The 18583-nt window shown below is 62.7% G+C and carries 16 protein-coding genes and 1 pseudogene; 7 read left to right on the top strand and 10 right to left on the bottom strand.

Features of this window, described 5'->3' with window-relative positions:
• Positions 1 to 167: 167 nt before the first annotated feature.
• Positions 168 to 1175: a methyltransferase gene (locus tag WBB07_RS20890; RefSeq protein WP_526310274.1), complete on the top strand. Its 1008-nt coding sequence runs from the start codon at positions 168 to 170 to the stop codon at positions 1173 to 1175.
• Between the two features lie 131 nt (positions 1176 to 1306).
• Here the strand turns inward: WBB07_RS20890 and WBB07_RS20885 are convergent, their stop codons facing one another.
• The 5 genes from WBB07_RS20885 to WBB07_RS20865 all read right to left on the bottom strand — a co-directional run bounded on the left by WBB07_RS20885 (position 1307) and on the right by WBB07_RS20865 (position 6565).
• The gene (locus tag WBB07_RS20885; protein ID WP_526310273.1) at positions 1307 to 2338 is read right to left on the bottom strand and encodes a pyridoxal phosphate-dependent aminotransferase; all 1032 of its coding nucleotides are present in this window, start codon (positions 2336 to 2338) and stop codon (positions 1307 to 1309) included.
• Positions 2335 to 3348, bottom strand: coding sequence for a 3-oxoacyl-ACP synthase III family protein (locus WBB07_RS20880; protein ID WP_526310272.1), 1014 nt, complete (start codon positions 3346 to 3348; stop codon positions 2335 to 2337). Before WBB07_RS20880 ends, WBB07_RS20885 begins: the two co-directional genes overlap by 4 nt.
• Positions 3345 to 4004 carry a DUF8713 domain-containing protein gene (locus WBB07_RS20875; RefSeq protein ID WP_526310271.1) on the bottom strand — a complete coding sequence of 220 codons (660 nt, stop codon included), beginning with the start codon at positions 4002 to 4004 and terminating at the stop codon, positions 3345 to 3347. Before WBB07_RS20875 ends, WBB07_RS20880 begins: the two co-directional genes overlap by 4 nt.
• Positions 3985 to 5715 carry a thiamine pyrophosphate-binding protein gene (locus WBB07_RS20870; protein WP_526310318.1) on the bottom strand — a complete coding sequence of 577 codons (1731 nt, stop codon included), beginning with the start codon at positions 5713 to 5715 and terminating at the stop codon, positions 3985 to 3987. The genes WBB07_RS20875 and WBB07_RS20870 overlap by 20 nt, the downstream gene beginning before the upstream one ends.
• A gap of 115 nt (positions 5716 to 5830) precedes the next feature.
• Complete coding sequence (locus WBB07_RS20865; protein ID WP_526310270.1) at positions 5831 to 6565, bottom strand: creatininase family protein; 735 nt, start codon at positions 6563 to 6565, stop codon at positions 5831 to 5833.
• 262 nt (positions 6566 to 6827) lie between these two features.
• Here WBB07_RS20865 and WBB07_RS20860 point away from each other — a divergent pair, with 262 nt between their 5' ends.
• The 3 genes from WBB07_RS20860 to WBB07_RS20850 all read left to right on the top strand — a co-directional run bounded on the left by WBB07_RS20860 (position 6828) and on the right by WBB07_RS20850 (position 10871).
• Entirely contained in the window at positions 6828 to 8225 is a 1398-nt protein-coding gene (locus tag WBB07_RS20860) for a glutamine synthetase family protein (protein ID WP_526310269.1), read from the top strand.
• 55 nt (positions 8226 to 8280) lie between these two features.
• On the top strand, positions 8281 to 10161 hold the full coding sequence (locus tag WBB07_RS20855; RefSeq protein WP_526310268.1) for a helix-turn-helix domain-containing protein: 1881 nt from the start codon (positions 8281 to 8283) through the stop codon (positions 10159 to 10161).
• A gap of 146 nt (positions 10162 to 10307) precedes the next feature.
• Positions 10308 to 10871 (top strand): molybdopterin-binding oxidoreductase, encoded by a 564-nt coding sequence (locus WBB07_RS20850; protein WP_526310267.1) that lies wholly within the window; start codon positions 10308 to 10310, stop codon positions 10869 to 10871.
• Between the two features lie 41 nt (positions 10872 to 10912).
• Here WBB07_RS20850 and WBB07_RS20845 read toward each other — a convergent pair whose 3' ends face one another.
• Together WBB07_RS20845 and WBB07_RS20840 are read right to left on the bottom strand one after the other, a co-directional pair.
• Positions 10913 to 11524, bottom strand: coding sequence for a sigma-70 family RNA polymerase sigma factor (locus tag WBB07_RS20845; RefSeq protein WP_526310266.1), 612 nt, complete (start codon positions 11522 to 11524; stop codon positions 10913 to 10915).
• A 375-nt stretch (positions 11525 to 11899) separates the two neighbouring features.
• A complete protein-coding gene (locus WBB07_RS20840; RefSeq protein WP_526310265.1) occupies positions 11900 to 12241 on the bottom strand; it encodes a hypothetical protein in 342 nt (113 codons plus the stop codon).
• Positions 12242 to 13072: 831 nt separating this feature from the next.
• Between WBB07_RS20840 and WBB07_RS20835 the strand changes: the two genes are divergently transcribed.
• Positions 13073 to 13549 (top strand): hypothetical protein, encoded by a 477-nt coding sequence (locus WBB07_RS20835; protein ID WP_526310264.1) that lies wholly within the window; start codon positions 13073 to 13075, stop codon positions 13547 to 13549.
• Between the two features lie 248 nt (positions 13550 to 13797).
• Here WBB07_RS20835 and WBB07_RS20830 read toward each other — a convergent pair whose 3' ends face one another.
• A complete protein-coding gene (locus WBB07_RS20830; protein WP_526310263.1) occupies positions 13798 to 14994 on the bottom strand; it encodes an esterase-like activity of phytase family protein in 1197 nt (398 codons plus the stop codon).
• A 159-nt stretch (positions 14995 to 15153) separates the two neighbouring features.
• Positions 15154 to 16488 carry an acyl-CoA dehydrogenase family protein gene (locus WBB07_RS20825; RefSeq protein WP_526310262.1) on the bottom strand — a complete coding sequence of 445 codons (1335 nt, stop codon included), beginning with the start codon at positions 16486 to 16488 and terminating at the stop codon, positions 15154 to 15156.
• 118 nt (positions 16489 to 16606) lie between these two features.
• On the opposite strand from WBB07_RS20825, the gene WBB07_RS20820 reads away from it, so the two are divergent.
• Positions 16607 to 16918 (top strand): hypothetical protein, encoded by a 312-nt coding sequence (locus WBB07_RS20820; RefSeq protein ID WP_526310261.1) that lies wholly within the window; start codon positions 16607 to 16609, stop codon positions 16916 to 16918.
• A gap of 265 nt (positions 16919 to 17183) precedes the next feature.
• Positions 17184 to 17387: a hypothetical protein gene (locus WBB07_RS20815; RefSeq protein WP_526310260.1), complete on the top strand. Its 204-nt coding sequence runs from the start codon at positions 17184 to 17186 to the stop codon at positions 17385 to 17387.
• 9 nt (positions 17388 to 17396) lie between these two features.
• Here WBB07_RS20815 and WBB07_RS20810 read toward each other — a convergent pair.
• Positions 17397 to 18262: pseudogene (locus WBB07_RS20810) on the bottom strand (IS3 family transposase); the annotation flags it as partial.
• Positions 18263 to 18583: the final 321 nt, after the last annotated feature.

The following is an 18583-nucleotide window of genomic DNA, read 5'->3' as shown; positions in this document are numbered from 1 at the left end:
CAGCGGAGGATGTACGAATGCCATTTCCCAACAGTCGTTCTCGACCCCACTCCGCCCCTTCATCACATCGCGAGTTCGGGGCCGGGGTTGCGGGGCGAGTGCCGCCCGTATGGTTGGCGCGATCTGTCGAAACACTCCGCAACGGGCTCCGGAAAGCAAGTTTCAAGATGGTGCCGCCGCCAGTCGGCATTCTCGACGCGGCAATGGGTGGAGTCGCCACCGCACAGACCATCTATGCGGCCGCGAGGCTGGGAATTGCCGACGTTCTCTCAGACGGTCCACTTACCGCCGAGGTGATTGCCGCCCGTGTCGGCGCCGACCCCGCGGCAACTCATCGACTGCTGCGCGCACTGGCCATGCAGTCGATATTCGTCCATAGGACCGACGGAACGTTCGAGTTGACCGCAACCGCCCAGACGCTGCGCAGTGACACGCCGATGTCGGTGCGACCGCTTCTCCTGTTGCTCAGCCACCCGCTGTACTGGGAACACTGGGGTCGGCTCACTGATTCTGTACGCACGGGGCGGTCCAGCATCGAAACAAGCTATGGCATGACGTTGTTCGAATGCCTCGGTCACGAGCCCGAGGTGGCCAAGGTATTCAATGACGCGATGTCCTGCACCAGTTCGCTGGTCATCCCCCCGATACTGGCCGCGTACGACTTTTCGCGAGCACGCTCGATAGTGGACGTCGGCGGCGGAAATGGCCGGCTCCTTTCCGCGATACTGAAAGCGGCGCCCGAAGCGCGCGGTGTGCTCTTCGACATCCCCTCAACGGAAGCGAAGAGCCGCGAGCATCTTGTTGCAGCAGGGGTCGGTCACCGGAGTGATGTCGAAGTCGGTTCGTTCTTCGACACAGTGCCGCCGAGCGGGGATCTCTATGTTCTCAAACACATCATCCATGACTGGGATGACGACCATGCCCGGATGATCCTGGGCCGTATCCGGGAAACCATGGCGCCCACGGCGACACTTCTGTTGATCGAAGCCGTACTACCGTCCAACAACAAGCCGCACCTGTCGAAGTTCCTCGATCTCGACATGCTGATCTTCGCCGGCGGGCATGAACGCACCCGGCCGCAGTACGACACGCTCCTGGACACAGCAGGATTCCGGGTGAACCGGGCGATTCCGACGGCGAGTCACCTGTCGATCATCGAAGCTGTTCTGCGCTAGACAACAAACGTCGGCGCCCCGACTTTGTCCAGCGGCTCTCTTCCCGCGAAGGAGGCGATGCTCTATCCCGCATCCGGAGGACAAGTAGCCCGTCCGCCGGAATCCACCGGATGCGGGATGGCATGGCGGACTCAGCGCGACGAAGCAGTGATCGCCCGTAGAACCGCACGGCTGGAAGTGCGTTCGCCGACAGTGATACGGACCCCACCGTCAGCGTAGGACCGGATGCGCAGATCCGTGTCGACAAAAGCGTCCGACCACGGCCGGCCGCGCTGGGGCAGATAGACGAAGTTGGCATGTGAGTCGCTGCTGACGACACCGAGTGCGCTCAGACGAGAGCGCAGGTAGCTCCGCTCATCCGCAATCGCCCGAACCCGTCGTTGCAGTTGGTTCTCGGCTTCGTACGAGGCTGTCACCGCCGCCAGACTGGTGATCGCCGCGCCGAACGGCATCTGCATCGTCCACAAGGTCCGGGCCAGATCGAGTCCGCAAAAGCCGTAGCCGGTGCGGATCCCCGCCAGTCCGTAGGCTTTCGAAAATGTCCGTACGACAACGACGTTCGGGAACTTCTTGATCAGGTACCGGGTCTCCAGCCGGCGCTGCGGAGCAGCGAACTCGATATAGGCTTCGTCGAGCAACACAATGGTGTCTCTCGGCACCCGCGACAGGAATTGGTGGACGCTGGCGGCTGACTCCATGGTGCCAGTCGGATTGTGCGGCCGGCACAACACCAGCACCCTGGCCTGAGTGGCGGCGTCGGCCATCATGTCCAGGTCATGGTGACCGCAACGGTCAAGCGGCACCGCGACAGATGTCAGGTGGGCCATCCGCGCGAGAATCGGATATCCATCAAATGTCGGTTCCGCCAAGACTATCCGGTCACCTGGGGTGGTCACCGCGTTCAGTACCTGCATGGCGACACCGGTGGCACCGGCGCCGATCACCACCTGCTCGTTGCGGACCCCGACGTGTCCTGCGATGACCCGACGCAACCGTTCGGGAAGGAATTCCGGGTAGCGGTTGACTGCACCGATGCTCTCGACGATGGCGGCGCGCACCGACGGAAGTGGAGGGTACGGATTCTCGTTGAGCGACAACGCCATCGGGTCTACCGGCTGAGGAGATGGAACGGCGTCGCTGATGGCGTGTAGCGCTCCCGTCATGGTCGGCCACCCCAACGGATCGCGGCAGCCCCAGCGAAGTCACCGGCGTGAGCGAATCCGGCCATCATCACGGTGTCACCGGCTTTGATCTGGCCGTCGTTGATAGCGGCCTCGAAGTTCACCGGGATGCCAACGCCGAAGAGATTGCCACATTCATGGAACGTGTCACGGTGGCGCTCTCGTGGAAGTTCCAGCGCCTCATTCCAGTTCCGCAGGAAGACTCGGTTGGGCTGGTTGGTCACCAGCAGATCCAGGTCTTTGGATTTGACGCCGATGCGATCGCAGACCGCCAGCGCGACCTCGGGAACCAAACGGTTTCCCCGCGACAGCACCTTGGTGATCTTGGCTTCGTTGAAACTGACGTACCCCTGGCCCGCGCCGGCCTGCCACCATTGCCGCGGCGGGTCGGATGCCAGCGTCATGTCCCCCGCGTACTCACCGTAGTATCGGCACTCCACATCCAGGATCGGCGACTCGTCGGACACTCTGAGCAATCCCACGGCCGCGCCGTCGCCGGGCACCGAGGACTGCGCTTTCTTGCGAACCTCCGATTGATCGAACACCTTCCCCGCACAGGTTTGCGCCACAGCGATCAGTGCAGTCCGTCCTGCCCCGGCGGCAAGCATCTGCCGGGCAAGTTTGAGCATCAACACAAATGCCGCGCACCCGCCGTTGTGCACATCGATGATCCACTCGGGGTGCATGCCAAGGCGGTGGGCGACTTCGCCGCCGGCACCCACGATGGGCAGATCCGGAAGCTGAGAATGCGTGAGTAACACGTCTACGTCAGCCAACACGTCTGCGCCGTGGCGGCCCAGGAGACCCGCGGCGGCCTGCTCCACCATGTCGACGTTGGTCCAGTCCTTCTCGACGTGATGGCGATACTCCGGCGCCCGAAACATCAGGTTCTCCCGGAGGTCGTCGGTTCCAGCGAAATCGGCGTAGTACTGGGCGGGAACCCTGTTTGCGGGTAGGTAGGTGGATACGTCCATGAGGCTGACGGCGGTCATTCGGGATCCTTCTTCATCCAGTCCGGCGTGATCGGCAGTCCGGTGCGGTGGCGGTACTCGGCAATGGCCTTGAGGTTCTGCAACTCCAACAGATGCCCGGGTCCGAACATGTCCCAGAAGTCGCCGACCCACACGGGCCGCCCGGCAGGCGCGGTCTCCGGGTACGGGTTTTGGTCGTAGAACGGGTGGCGGCAGTTGGTCCACAACACCACCGAGCCCGGTTTGTTGAGCACCGTCTGCGCGTCGACGACGCGCATCAGGTAGATCATCCAGAGATGGGTGCCCTGATCCCAGGCACAGTGGTAGTCCACGGTGCGGGCAGCGGCGTTGGCCACCGTGCGGGTGTAGATCTCCGTCTCGGTGCCCAGCCTGTCATATGCCAGCCAGAGGCCCGGCTGCTCCGTCGGGGTGAATCCACGCAGACTGTAGGTCCACTCCTCCAGACTTCTGGTGTCCGATAGATATTCGAAGAGCTCATCGGGCGGGCAGTCGATGTAGTCGTTGACGGTGCAATAGTCGCCGTACACCTGTTCGTGTGGGTACACCGACCGCATCATCTCCATGATGATCGGGGTCGCCTGCTCTCGCGGGCTGGTCTCGATTCTGGTCACCCCGTCCAGGGGTCGGACGATATCGTCAAGCGCCGGCAGTGACATGGTGCTGGTTCTCCTTGTTCTGTCGTTGAGGTGCAGCGGGTTTCGTTTCGGTCAGAAACGGGGCGAACGGTGGGATCTCGTCGGCCGAGCATTCGACGCTGATCACGGCAGGTCCGTCGACATCCAAGGCAGCCTCGAGCGCGACGGGCAGGTGGTTGATCTCAGAGATGTCCAAGGCGGACAGACCGGGGAACATCGCCGCGAGCCCACCACCGAGACGGCTGGGCCGAAACCTGTTGTAGCTGTATTGATCGGCGTAGAAGATCTGTTCACGGGTGACACACATGGCATGCGCGTTGTTGTTGAACAGCACGAAGGTGATCGGAAGCCGGTACTCACACGCTGTATGAATCTCCATGCCGTGCATGAAGAACGAGCCGTCGCCGGCGATCACCACGGTTCTCCTGCCTCTGGCGAACGCTACGCCGATGGCAGCCCCGAAGCTGTACCCCATCCCACCCATCCCCAGCGCGACGACAAATCGACCGTCCGGCCGGGCAGGTAGATAGTGGATTGCCGAGGCTCCGGTATTGCCCGCGTCGACAACGATGTCGACGTCGTCGGGCAGCATCTGATCCAGGACAGCCATCGCCTCCCGATAGCGGATGCCCGGCCCCCGATGCGCGGGCGGCCGTAGCTCAGGCAAGCGGATGCCCGGTCCGCGATGCACGGACGACCACAACTCAGGCAGTGGGTCCGAACCTGCGGCACTCAGGGCAGCCGTCAGTGTGCTCAGCGACACCCGCAAATCGGTCGATCGAGCGTGGCGGCAGGAAATGTAAGGCGCCTCGGCACCTATCGACAGGGTGGTCACGCTTGCCAGCGCATCATCGAGGCCTGCTCGCGCGGTTGCCCCCAGCCGGGTGCCGATCACTAGGCACACCTGACTTCGTCGCACCGCGTCTGCCACACCCAGATGCCCCATGACCCCAGTGACCCCGAGCGTCGCGGATCTGCTGACGTCCTTGGCGTCAGGAACCGTGGCGAGTTCGGCGCCGAGTGCAACGCGAAGCCGCTCCAGGTCCTCGCGTGCGTCGTCTCGACCCACTTGTTCACCGGCGATGATCGTCACCCGGCCGACAGCGCGGGCCAGTTCTCCGGCGAGCAACGTGAGATCTGCACCGTGATCGACCGTGGCGTGGCCGGATCTGTCGACAAGCATGTCATCGAGCCGCAGGCGGCTCTGCTGGATGTCTTTGGGGAGCAGGACAACCGCCGGGCCGCCGGTACGAGCGGCAGCAACCGCCCGGGACAGCGCACCAAAGGTGTCAGCCGGATCGATCACCCGCTCACAGTGCAGCGACACCGCCGAGAAGAGCGCATGCGCGTCCAGAGAACCGTTGCGACCGCTGGTGTCCTGAAAGCTTCCGTGCCCATCCTGGCCACTGGGAGGTTGACCGACCAATGCCAGGACCGGGACCCCACTGGCCAAGGACTCGCCCAGGCCCGGCACCAAGTTCAACGAGGCCCCGCCCGAGGTTGCCATCACCACCCCGAGCCCGGCACCGGATCTGCTGTACCCATCAGCCATAGCGGCAGCGGCGAACTCGTGCTTGGCAAGGACCGCGGTGATGTCGTCGCGGAAGTGCGCGGCGTCGTACAGGTCCTCGATGTTGGCTCCACCCACGCCAAACACATGCCGGACACCGATCGACGAAAGGTATTCGATGATCACACATGTATCGACGTAGCCGATCGGAAAAACGTTCAGTTCTGGCCAAAAATCGCTGAGGGAGAGCGATGTTCGTCACAAGCCCCGTCGATCACGACGATTCTCGACGATCGCGTTGTTAGACAAGGACGTGCGATACCGCGCTGGTACCGGGCTACTCGGACAGCGGGTCGGTTTCAGCTCGAACGCGGGCAAGCAGGTCGGCAATCCCGTCAACGATGGCACTGAACAGCGCATCTCCAGCGACCGCACTCGCTTCGCTCGGAGCGCCCACGACCCCGCTCAGGGTCACCTCGGGCATCGGGTAGGTCAGCACGCGACCCACCGTCCGATCGACCTCGTCGACTGCACGGTCACCCTGCACAAGCTCCGGGGCGATGTGCAAGAGCATCGATGTCTCGGCTTCGTTTGCGTGGGGGTCCTCCGCATCGGCGTGATATCCGGCTCTGGCTGCAGGTGTGATGTCGTAGAGCGAAGCGAACAACGTTCGCAGCGCGGGTAACTCGTACCGTAAAGTCAGCAGCGCACTTTGGCACGGAGGTCCGTTGGTGGCATGGGAGTTGAGCACCACGAGCTTACGGAAACCCGAGGCGTGTACCCATCGGCCGATGTCGCTCAGCACCGCAGTCATCGTCGCGACGTTCAGTGACAGTGTGCCGGGCCAGTGTTCGGTATGCCCCAACGAGCAGCCGTACGCGAGAACGGGCAAAGCGATATCTCGGGTCCGCGCCACTGCGTCTTCGACTGCTTGCGCGACCAACAACGCGTCGGTGCCGGTCGGCAGATGATCCCCATGTTGTTCAACCGCACCGATGGGCAACACGGCCACCGCACCTGAGCGCGCTGCCATACCGACCTCCTCGCGAGTCAGATCCGACCAGTTCGACACGCTGATTCCTCTCAGAGAATGGTTTTCGACCCTCGCCACCTGGCCTTGCACTGTCCGAAAGTACGGCGCACCGTCAGTGCCGAACAGGGATGCCACGAAAATGTGGGCAACCTGCACGCTGCCTGATGACTGTCGGGCGGTTAGGTTGGGCAAATGACAGACACCGGCGGGCTACGGCGCTGTCGGCAGGTCGACTCATCAGCAATGAGACGGGATGAGGCGCCGTGCCGCAATGGGCCGGCTGGTCCGGAAAGCTAACACGATGACAGATACACAGGCGCACGCTGCCAACCCCCTGAGCGCCGACGAGGCTGTTGTCGCCGAGGTACGCGCACTGTTCGCCCGGCACCAGATTCGTACGGTCCAGTTCGGGATGCCCGATATCGACGGCGTGCTGCGGGGCAAATTTGTTCCCGCCGACTTCTTCCTCGAATCCATCGCCGGCCACGGGTCGACGGTGCCCAACATCGTCTTCGGCTGGGACATCGAAGACACGTTGATGGATTGCCTGAGCTTCTCCGGCTGGCAAACCGGCTATTCCGACGTCGTGCTCAGACCCGACATGTCGACCATCCGGCCGATTCCGTGGGACCCGGGTCAGGCAATGGTGCTCTGTGATGTCACTGATGCCGTTGGGACACCGGTAGAGGTCGCGCCTCGTACCGTCCTCAAACGGCAGGTCGAGCGGGCTGCCGCCATGGGTCTGCGCTTCACGGCCGGTTACGAAATCGAGTTCTATCTCTACCGGGAGACATCGGAATCGGCAGCAGCAAAAGGATTCCGCAACCTCACGCCAGCGACGCCGGGGATCGCAACGTTCAGTCTGCACCGTGCCGCGGCGCTCGAGGACGTCATCGGTGCCATCCGAGAAGGCATGCGCGCGTGCGACATCCCGATACTCGCGTCGAACACCGAGTATGGCGCCGGTCAGATCGAAATCAATATCGAACATGATGACGCCCTCAAGACAGCCGACCGCGTAGCGATCTACAAAAACGGCGTTCGCCGCATCGCCGAGCAGCACGGTCTACTGGCCTCGTTCATGGCCAAGGTCAACACCGATTCGGCTGGCTCCAGTGCCCACATCCACCAAAGCGTGGTCCGGACCGGCGAATCGGGGCGAAACGCGATGTGGCACGACAACGGTCCATCACCCACGATGCGACACATCCTGGCGGGGCAGTTGGAGACGATGCGTGAGTTCACCATTCTCTATTGCCCGACGGTGAATTCCTACAAACGGCGTGTTCCAGGATCGTGGTCACCGGTCTCGGCAGCATGGGGCGAAGACAACCGCACCACAGCACTGCGCGTCATCGCAAACGACGAGCGGTCGTGCCGGATGGAGAATCGGCTCCCGGGAGCCGACGCAAACCCCTACCTGGCCTTGTCTGCGTGTATCGCCAGCGCATTGCACGGGATCGAGAACGAGCTCGAACCCCCGGCACCGGTAGCGGGTAACGCATACGACAAGCCCGGCACCGAGCTGCCATTCTCCCTGGCAGAGGCCGTTGCCACATTCGAGACCAGCCAGCTCGCCCGCAGAGCTTTCGGTGACACGTTCGTAGACCACTACCTCGCCACTCGTATCTGGGAGCGAGATCGTCATCGCGAAGCCGTAGGCGACTGGGAAGTGAAGCGGTACTTCGATCGAATCTAGCCACATGTCTGCGGCTTGCACTGTGCGATACGGGGGCCGCGGCTTACCCTTAGCCATGGCCGACACCGGGATGGCTGACGCCGAGTTGAGGGCGGTGCAGGAGATCGCACACGCGCTTCGCTCCCCCGATGAGCTGTCCACGGTGCTCCAGAAGATTGCCGCAGCTATCGCCGGGGGTCGCAGAAATCGCGACGTTTACCTCTATGTCTTCGATCCAGAAACCAACGAGCTGGTGCTGGCCGGGGCGACAGAGAGCCCGGCAGCCAGTCAGGTCGGCACCCTTCGCGTCGCCTACGGAGAGGGAGTGACGGGGTGGGTCGCCGCGTCACGCCAGAGCTATCTGATCCATGACGAGTTGTCGCAAGACCCGCACTTCCTGGCCTACCCGGGCATCGGGGAAGAACAGTACGGCGCGATTTTCTCCGTTCCCATAGTGTCCTCCAAGGAAGAACTGCTGGGGTGTGTCACGGTCTGGGCCACGAATGGTCACCCCTTCGACCCTGACGAGGTGCCGTTCGTCGAACGCGTCGCGTCGCTGGTCGCCGGCACCTTCGAGACTGCTCGGCTCGTCGAAGCCACGCGCCGCCTCACCCTCGTGGCGGACGGCGTTGCCGAGTTGGCCGCAACAGTTGCCTCGGGGGCGCCGATTGCGCGCGCCCTCGACTGCGCCACCGAACTGGCCCGAGACACCACCCATTCCGATTTCGCCGTCTGTGTCGTCACCGACCCCTCGGGCGCTGACCGAATGCACATCAAGGCCGTCGCACCGTCGGCTGATCGAACGTCACGCGAGGTGTTCGAGTCCGTTCGGCACAACCTGCTCAACATCGATCAGGACATCCGACACGGCAGGTTGAGTTGGCGAGCCGCCGGTGAACAAGTGGGCCAAGTGTTGACTGGGATCTCCCATTCAGTGACGGTGGCCGCAATCCGAGTCGGTGCCGACGAACTCGGAATCCTGGGTTGCTACCGCCTCAGGAACGCACCCTTCGCCAGCGGCGACGTCGCCACCGTGGCGACGATCGCCAACCATGCCGCTGTGGCCTTGAAACTGGCGGTAGTCTCCGAAGAACTGACCCAGCGCCACGGCCTGACCTGGTTCCTACGAGATCTGTCCGCCGGGCGGACCAATGCCGACGAGTTACGACGACGAGCGTCCGCACTCGGGCTCGACAACGCCTACGGCTACATCTTTGTCGTGGGCAGCGTCGCCGCACAACCGTTGCCCGGTGTGGATGTCAGTTCGGTCAAGATCAATCCCCGACTCGAAAAGCTGATGGCCGAGGTGCCCGAAATCCCTGCAACCACCCACTTTTCGGTGACATCACATCAAACCGTGGCGCTTGTCCCGTGGAACGGTGAAGCGGACGCCGTCGATAACCTCCGCACGCCGCTGTTGCGAGTGTGCTCCCACCTCCGCTCCAGTACCGGTACCGCCCTCACCTTCGGCATTTCCCGTCCGGTCTCGGCGATCGAGGAGTTCAACCACGCGTTGGCCGAAGCACGGGAGGCCATGGCGATCGGGAGTTCGCTGACCAGCCCCAACGGAGTGTTCACATTGGACGACGTCGGCCATCACCTGTTGTTGAGCCGGGTCTCGGGTGCCAGTTCGGTTCGTGATCGCTATGCGACTGCCATCGCGAGAATTGCCGAATACGACCGGGTGAAAGGGACCGAATTACTGGACACCCTGGCGGCGTTCCTTCACTTCCGGAGCCAAACCGCCGCGGCGCGCAGTCTCTATGTTCACCGGAATACCCTGAACCAGAGGCTTGGTCGCGCCACCCAACTCAGCGGGTTCGACATTCTCGCCGCTTCGGAGTGGTTTCCTCTACAGCTCGCGTTGAAGGTACACCAGGCAAGACCCGGAACCACACCGGTGGGCCACGAAGACAAGCAGCGCCCGCTCACCGAAATCCAGCGCAACGCCCTGTGAGGCCAGGGATTTCCCTCTCCGATTCCTGACATGGTGAATCCGTCGAGGACCGGGCGCTGCGCACGCGCCAGCGGGACCGAAAATCCTGCCGCGCCCAGGCGCAGCCAAGACTGATATATTGCATTCCGAAATAGGGGGATCATCACATGGCCGACGCCAAAACCACCACCGAATGCACCTCAGTGCTGAAGCGCGTCGTCGCTGTCCTGACCACGATCCTCACCCTGCTACTCGGTCAAGCAGGCACATCGCAGGCACAGCCTTCACCAGAAGCGGTGCACAACGCCGGCGACGTCAACATCTCCGGTGACGTGCACAACCCTCTGGCTTTCACACCAGATTCATTGCGCGCGTTGACCAGCCGCACCGAGTCCGTGACATTCCACACCGCATCGGGGATGCAATCACACTCGTACCTGGGGGCCCCGGTCGACACACTGCTGGCCGCCGCGCAGCCACTCCTCATCCCGGGGGCGAAACATCCGGACATCACCCTCGCCGTTCTCGCCACCGGCGCCGACGGATACTCGGTCACGCTTTCCTGGGCAGAAGTATCACCGGCCCTGGCACCCCGCCCGGCACTTGTTGCCTGGTCGGAGGATGAGGTCCCACTTTCCGAAGCCCGCCTCGTTCTGCCTGACGATCTGACCGGCGCTCGATACGTCAGCGCTCTCACCGACCTCAGAGTAATCCAGCTCGCCGCGCACTGAAGAGGCAAGAGACGCCTTCAGCCGAGAACTGCTCTGCCCCCTCAGTGCGCAGGACACGGTGTGATGTGTGCGCTGCTGCCGGACTCGCCCCGGTGCGTGCCGAGAGATCGACGCAACAGAATCCGACCCCGGTGCATCCGCGACATGACAGTGCCCGGCGGAACTTTCATCGCTTCGGAGACCTCACGATAGGAAAGCCCAACAATGGCAATGTAATACATTGTCATCCGGAGGTTCTCAGGGAGCTCTGACAGAGCCGCGACAATGCCCGGATCAGGTACCCCGCGCAACGCGAGGTGTTCGGCGGAGCGCTCATGGAGTGACCACCGCGATGCGGTGTCGAGGTATCCATCGGCCAGATCACCGATGAGTGATTCCGCGGGCCGGCACTGGCCGGCGCGGTAGTTGTTGATCCAAGCATTCCGCATTATGCGCAGCAGCCAGGCTCTGAGGTGGCGGTCCTGGCCGAATGTCTCGAAACCCCGGTAGGCCTTGAGTAGCGTCTCTTGAACGAGATCCTCGGCATCGGCCACATTCTGCGTGTAGGCCGTGGCACGTCGAAGCAGATCGTCCACCAAAGGCATCACCTCCTGTTCGAAGTCGAGACAAGTCTGGCCGCCCGGTGCTTGGTCACAGCTCACTCTGGTTGTCATGTCAGCTCTCGTTCAACTCGTTGTTGGTTGGTGCACCGCCCGCATCGTCGCGTTGTGGTCATGCTCTGGCCCCAGCGTGGGCGCCGATCCCAGCTCGTCATCACGCTGAAGGGCCCGGCCGCCGGGGCAAGACCCCCCGTTCGAACAATGCACCGTCCCAATGTTTCTCACCCGCGACGTCTCACCGGCGGCCCCGACAGCAATACTGGCGGCAAGCACTGGCATCTACTTGGCGACAGTCGGGAGATTGTGGGGAGAATCCGCGCCCCCGGCATCGGAGCCGAATCCCGCCCCTCACTGAGAACTGATGGTCGTCAGCATGTCCACATCACGCAGTGGGCCTCCGATGTGAGTCTCTCCGAAGGTGAATAACGATCATGCGGTGGTTCGTAACTGGTCACCGATCTCCAGTCGTCCAGCGTGGACCATTGGAAGGGCGGCTGAAGTCAGGATCAACACCGCGAGTGTCGAGACGCCTGTGCTGAGGGACGTCGCCGACAGTCCCCACTCGATCTTGATGCCGTAGTTGGCTGGAGATCCCAGGGACTGAAGGTAGGTGAGTCCGATCCCGCCCAATCCGCCTGCCACCGAAACCACGATCAGCAGCAGGCTCGCGTGCGTGAGCAGAACGGCTTGTTCGAGCCGCTGCGTAGCCTCGATTGCGCGTAGAACCGCGCGCTCGCGCCCGGCGCTGCACCAATCCGAGTACAAAGACATTCAGGACGCTGAGTCCTGCCGCCGACATCACCACGTATCCGGCGGCCGTGAAAGGTTCGAAGAAGCGGGTGATCCCGGCGGCAGCAGCCGTACGCCAGTTCGCGTCGTCGTAGACCGCCAATCCGCTGCCCGCTGACAGAAGCGTTGCTCGATGGGCGGATGCCTCCTCGCAGATCGCGCCACATCGCCGCCGGATCATCAAGCGACGTGTACAACGCCGTGCTGTACCAATCACCCCGGTGTCACCCCGATGACCAGCCGAGGCGACGAATCCGTCGATATCGTCGATCGCCAGCGCTCTGCAGTGGGCCTTCCCCTGACAGCCACCCCTATCCGGTCAACCGTCTCCTGGGCGATGTGACCGTTACTCTGATCCAAGACCGACTGTGCTGACACCAGCAAGGTCTCGGGCAGCAACTGCGGTTTCTGCGCTGCGATTTGAGCCATACCCAGTATCTGCATGGTCTGCGAGCCAATGGCCAGACTTACGCCGAGGGTTCGTCATTGTCGTCAGAACGGTCTTGATCATCATCTGTCCCCTCCCCGAATCGCGGTGCACCCTGCGGGCCCGAATCGACCCGAGTGGTTCCCGATCGCTAATATATTGCATGTCGCAGGTGAACTGTCAACGACTTGTAAATACAAGTGCGCATCGGCTCCGTCGTGAACCGCTCTGCCCCTGGCGAATTGGTGCACTCACACAATCCCTGGCACATGAGAAGTCGCCGGCCGCTGTCGGTGATGTCAGTCTCCCGGTGAAGAGAATGGCGCCTCCGACACGTCTCAACGTATGTAACACCGATTTAACGACCATCCACCGGAGGAGTCTCTGTGACCTACTACCCGCCCTTCGTCTCCCCTCACTGCTGTGTAGACATCCCCAGCGGCCCCCTCGGCCGGCTCCCGTTACGCGTCCGACTGGCGGCTCGCCTGTTCGCGGGGCACCTCGACGGACAACTGGCCATGGGCATCATCGGCCCACCTGACAGCGCGATCGGCCTCCGCGCCACCCACCTCGAGTCCGTCAATGAACGTCAGGTGACGGCGCGAGCACTTCGGCGCGCTGTGATCGAAGCGCGTGAGGGCCGCGCCACAACGGCTGCAACTGTCCCGGTCCACCGGCGCAATGTCGCCGAAGCCGAGGAAACGATCGACGCGATCACGCTCCGACTGCACTCGCCACACCCCGTGAATGCCAGAGGAATGGCCCGCCTGCGACAAGTACTCACCAACGGGTGCGGGCCTCTCTATACACGTGATGGCCACAATCTGGATGACCAGCTGCGTGCCGCCCTGGCCATGCTCTGAAGCAAAACCCCCTGACACCGCCACACCTCCGGCAGTGTGGTACTCGATTGGAGAACGATGAAACTGCTGCGCTCTGCTGCGATCCGGCTCGCCGCCTGGTGGATCGGCGTCCACGAGTTGCTTCGACCTGTATCAAAAACCCTCGCCCACTGCGGTCGAGACTCTGTTCGTACCCGCTTTGAGCAGCGCCCGTCGTGGCCTTCGCCAGGCGCCATGGGCGAACGACGCTGACGAGCCCCGCTGCGCGACTACCAGCGAAACGCCAAGGCATACGCCAACACCTGCGTGACCTGCCTCGGCGAGAAGTTGTCATCGCTGACCAGTAGAACAGTTTGTCGGCCATCGTAAAGCCTGGGTCCCAACGTGATTCCTTCGATGTTGTCGATCCGGGCGACATCGTCCGTTCCAGTGAGATCGGCAACCAGCCTTTTGGTCACCGCACGAACGGGTTGACCGCTAAAGCTGTTGCGATGCAATACGTCCTCGGCGTCTCCGATGTCAGCTTGATAGATTCGGACGGTGTTGTGGGTGCTGAATCCCCGCTCGATCACCAAGAACGAAGAGTCCCCTAGCGCGGCAAGATCCGAGACACCGTTATCACCGCCGGGCCCGGCCGACACCGGATCCACTGGATAGGCGTACTGACCCGTCGCCAGTCCGGTCTCCGCGTCGAAACGGGTCAACCGGGTCAGCGCCCCCTGCGCCTCCGACGCAAGCTCACCGTCCTGGTAGAGAGGCGCCTCCATCGCCGCCCACAACCATCGCCCACTCGGGGTCAGCGTCAACCCCTCCAACGAGAGGTTCTGCCGCGGCCCCCTGTTCTCGGCACTTGTCGTCAAATGGTCCGGAAGAGTGAACTGACCGAGGTAGCGGCCGTCAAAATCGGCTATCCGAATCCACGGATCGGCCAGCACGGGTGCGCCCCCGTCTTCGACGAGACGTTCACCTTCGCTTGACCAATACAGCCGCTGTCGGCGGGTATCCACAGCGATACCCTCGGCATCGGGCGGCACGACAGGCGGGTGCGCGGCGGTATCGAGTGGCCCAAAGGGTGCGCCATCAACATCTAGCCACGGCCGTACAGACTCAAACCGCAACGGTCCCAGACCCGCTGGAGGTGACACATCGATACGGACACTGTAGAACCGGGCCGGATTCTTTGCAGACCTGTCGTCGCTGACCATGTAATAGATCTGTCGATCCGGATCGTAGGTGATGCCGGAGAGCCCGCCGACCACCGTGCCATCGACCATCGTTCCCGGTGCCACCAGCTGCTGTCCTAGGAAGGACAGCCTCCGCGGGGCGGACGACGCACTCGCACAACCGGTTGCCGTCACGATCACGAGGAGAAGCAGCGCGCCGAAGCGGCTCCTCACGAGGGCACCGGCACGAACAGTCGAGGACTGCATTGTATGGTCCCTTCGAGAGATTTCCACGAACTCCACCGGCGCACAGGACTATCCACTGCGCACGGTCTTCACATAGACAGGCCCCGATACTCCCAGCCGTGGCCTTCCTGGTAGTACGATGCAGACCCACCCTTGGTGAAGACATCAGCAGGGGTTCGGGCTGAGCACGCTGTGGTGGGCTGAAAGCGACGCAACTCAGAACAGGGGCAACCCTGGTTCCCGGCCGAGGTGCACCCGCCCCGCAGCCACGAGAAAGCGTCGCGAATGGTTGGCGTGCTGCAAAGCAGCCATGCCGTCGCGGAACATGCGCTCTATCGGGTTGTCCCGGTATAGCGCTGATGAGCCTGCGGCTTCGTAAATCGCGACCAAGGCCTCCCGGCTGACTTCCGCTGCGTGGCACATTGCAGCACGGAATGCTGCCCGCTGCTGAACTGTCACTTCGTCGCCTCGTTGAGCAGCGATCTGCAGCGCCCCTGCCGTGTCGAACAACAGCAGCCGTGCTGCAGCGATCGCGGTGTCTGCTTTGGCGATCGTGTACTGGCAGTGCATGTCGTCGGCCCGTAACCCGCCCTTCGACGAGGTGGTCAGCTCCGCCAGGGAAGTGAACTCGTCGACCGCTGATTTGGCAACACCCAGAGTGACCGCAGTACAACCGGCAAAAACCAGGGTGGGGATGAAGCCACGATAGAGCGGTCGGTTGATCCGCGGTGGCTCTGGCAGCGGCGGCGTGACAAGATCCGCAGGGATGAAAACGTCGTGAATCGTGACATTGTGACTACCGGTGCCCCGCATGGCGTTGACATTCCAGGTCTGTTCGACGGTGAAGTCACCCGAGCGCACCGCGCACAGTCGCAAGTCCGGAACACCATCGACCAGACACGGATCTCCGCCGCGAGTCACAATGGCGCACACCACGAGCCAGTCTGCAGACTCAACCCCTGTCACTATCGGGAATTCACCGCTCAGCTGGTATCCGCCGCTGACGATCTCGGCAGTGCCGGCTCGCCCTGAGTTCGCCAGAATCGGTTCCTGCGCGCTGCTGAAGATCTTCCGTGCACCCGTATCACTGAGCAATGCACCGATGAAGCCGAAGTTTGCATTCCAGACAATCAATCCCGTGGACGCGTCCAGCCGCCCCAATCCCTCGTAGACACCGAGCACAGTCGTCAACGGCGTTTCGCTACCACCGTATTCTCGGGGTGTCAGCATGCGAAACGCCCCCGCATCCCGCAATGCATCCCGCAGCCGCCGAGGTGCGGCACTGCGTAATTCCCTTTCCAGCGCGGTTGATTCGATCACTGGTCTCAGCGCCTCCGACAGGAGCACCGGATCAACCAGCGCGGTGGAGGCGACGGCATCGGGTAGTTCGGTCATACGGATGGAAACAAGCAAATGGCGCAGATGATTCGCACCACCTCTCGGGAGCAGGTAACCAACCACCATCCTCAGGTCGGCGATCTTGAGCCGGCGATGCAGGCAGGCCTCGGAGATCCCGACATGTTTCGCGATGCGGCACCCGCGCGGGCCCATGTTCTGGTCCCTTCCGGCCTCGGCCGTCTCACTCGACCGTTCAACCGGAGGCTTTATCGCCAGACGTCCAACTTCTCTGAGGACCAGATCGGATCCCTCCCGATTCCCCAGGCCCCCGATGTCATTGAAAGTCAACAGACCGGCAACCGAGATCATCTTCGGTCGTGCCAGGGTCGACGCCGAGCAGCGTCGTGAGCTGTTCTGTTTCCTGTTCGGCGACGAAGCTGTCGCCGGCAGCAACTCTGCCGGCGAAACCGTCGAGCAGCAGGATCCGAGTCCGCCGTCCACAGAGGTGAAGCCGGCGATCCGCGGATCTCGCAGCCCGGACACCGCATCACCCTGTTACTCGAAGAAGACGAATGACTCCGTGCGCGGACTACACCGCCTGGCTTACCATCGAGCGAGCAGGGCGTTCCCGCGCCAGCCTTGAAATAACAGGCCGTCAGAAAACGCGGGGTCAACGCCCTGCGCCAGCGGGAGCAGGGTCCCCAGCGCTAGCTGTGCAGTAACCGGCCGTTTGAACGCGCGGGCTGACCCTGCTTCTCTTTAAACGGCTGCTCCCCCTGCCCTCGGCAAGCTATCTTTTGTAGTGGAGCAGGGTTTCCCCCGTGAAAGCCGTTAAATGATCGGCCGTCAGAACTCTCGGGATTGGGGCTCTGCTCCACATCGGCCTGAAGCTACAAGAGGTGACGATCATGACAAGACCAGACGACCGCGCACTCCGCGACCTCGCCTTCACCGCCATACCTTCCGCGTGGATCGGGCTCACCGACGCGGCCCGCGAAGAAGTCATCGACCTCCTGTCGACGTACGACAACCGGTTAGCGTTGCGCTACCTGATCGACTCCCCGTCGCTTGACCCCAAGATCGCCAATGGGGTCTGCTGCACGATTAGGTGACAGTTTTGGTCACGCGGCCTGACTGGCCGGTGTGGTCATGATTGCTTCGAATTCGATCGGGGTCAACCGCCCGAGCCCGGACTGGCGTCGGCGCCGGTGATAGGTCCGTTCGATCCACGTGACGATTGCGATCCGGAGCTCGTCGCGGGTGTCCCACCGGCGGCGGTCCAGAACCTTCTTCTGCAACAGGCTGAAGAAGCTCTCCATAGCCGCGTTGTCACCGGCCGCCCCGACCCGTCCCATCGATCCGACCATCTCGTAACGGCCCAACGCGAGCACAAATCTCGTTGATCTGAACTGACTGGGTTCAAGCGGTCGAAGCAACCGGCCACCTCACCGCGGCGTGCCACCGCACTATGAAGCGCTGCGGTGGCCAGCCGGGACTTCATCCGAGAATCGATTGAGTAGCCCACGATGCGGTTGGAGAACACGTCCTTGATCGCACACAGGTACAGCTTGCCTTCACCGGTACGATGCTCAGTGATAGCGCTGAGCCACAACTGATTTGGCGCATCAGAAGTGAAGTCGCGCTCGACAAGATCGTCGTGGACGGGCGGGCCCACTTTGCCGTTCTTGCCCCGCTTCTTACCGAACGCGCTCCACCATCGGTTGCTGGCACAGATCCGCCAGGCGGTCCGCTCGGCCATCGGCTCACCGGCATCGCGGGCTTCCTCGACCAGGTAGCGGTAGCCGAACTCGGGGTCATCTTTGTGGGCGTCGAACAGGGCGTTGGCGCGGTAAGCCTCCACGAGTTCGGCGTCGGTGATGGGGTGGGCCCGCCAGCGGTAATAGGGCTGACGAGCGAGCTTGAGTACCCGGGACGTCACCGCCACGGGAATCCCGTCGGCGACGAGCTCACTTACGAGCGGGTAGAGCTGTAATGAGTGTGGTCGGCCCGAGGCTGGCTGAGAAGCTGGACCTGGCTCGTACTCGTGACTCTCGGTAGAGCGGACCCACGCACGTGGTGTCTGGAAAAGGACATGTCCGAGGACGAGTCGGGTTCGGCCTCTGCGTCCGGGTGTCCTGATTAGAAGCTTGTCCACCCGCCTGTTGGGTGTGACTCATTACAGTGACGGCGCTCATCGAAAGTCCCCAGCTGTGCTCGCTGAAAATCCCCACCTGTGAGCATCGGTCAGTGTAGTGGTTGGCGGGTTCCGGTGGTGGCTCGGCGTAGGGTGTCGGTGGCGGCGTGGTGG

This window comes from Mycobacterium sp., from assembly GCF_049647605.1.
GTDB lineage: Bacteria > Actinomycetota > Actinomycetes > Mycobacteriales > Mycobacteriaceae > Mycobacterium.
This window is presented reverse-complemented; position numbering and strand designations above follow the sequence as displayed.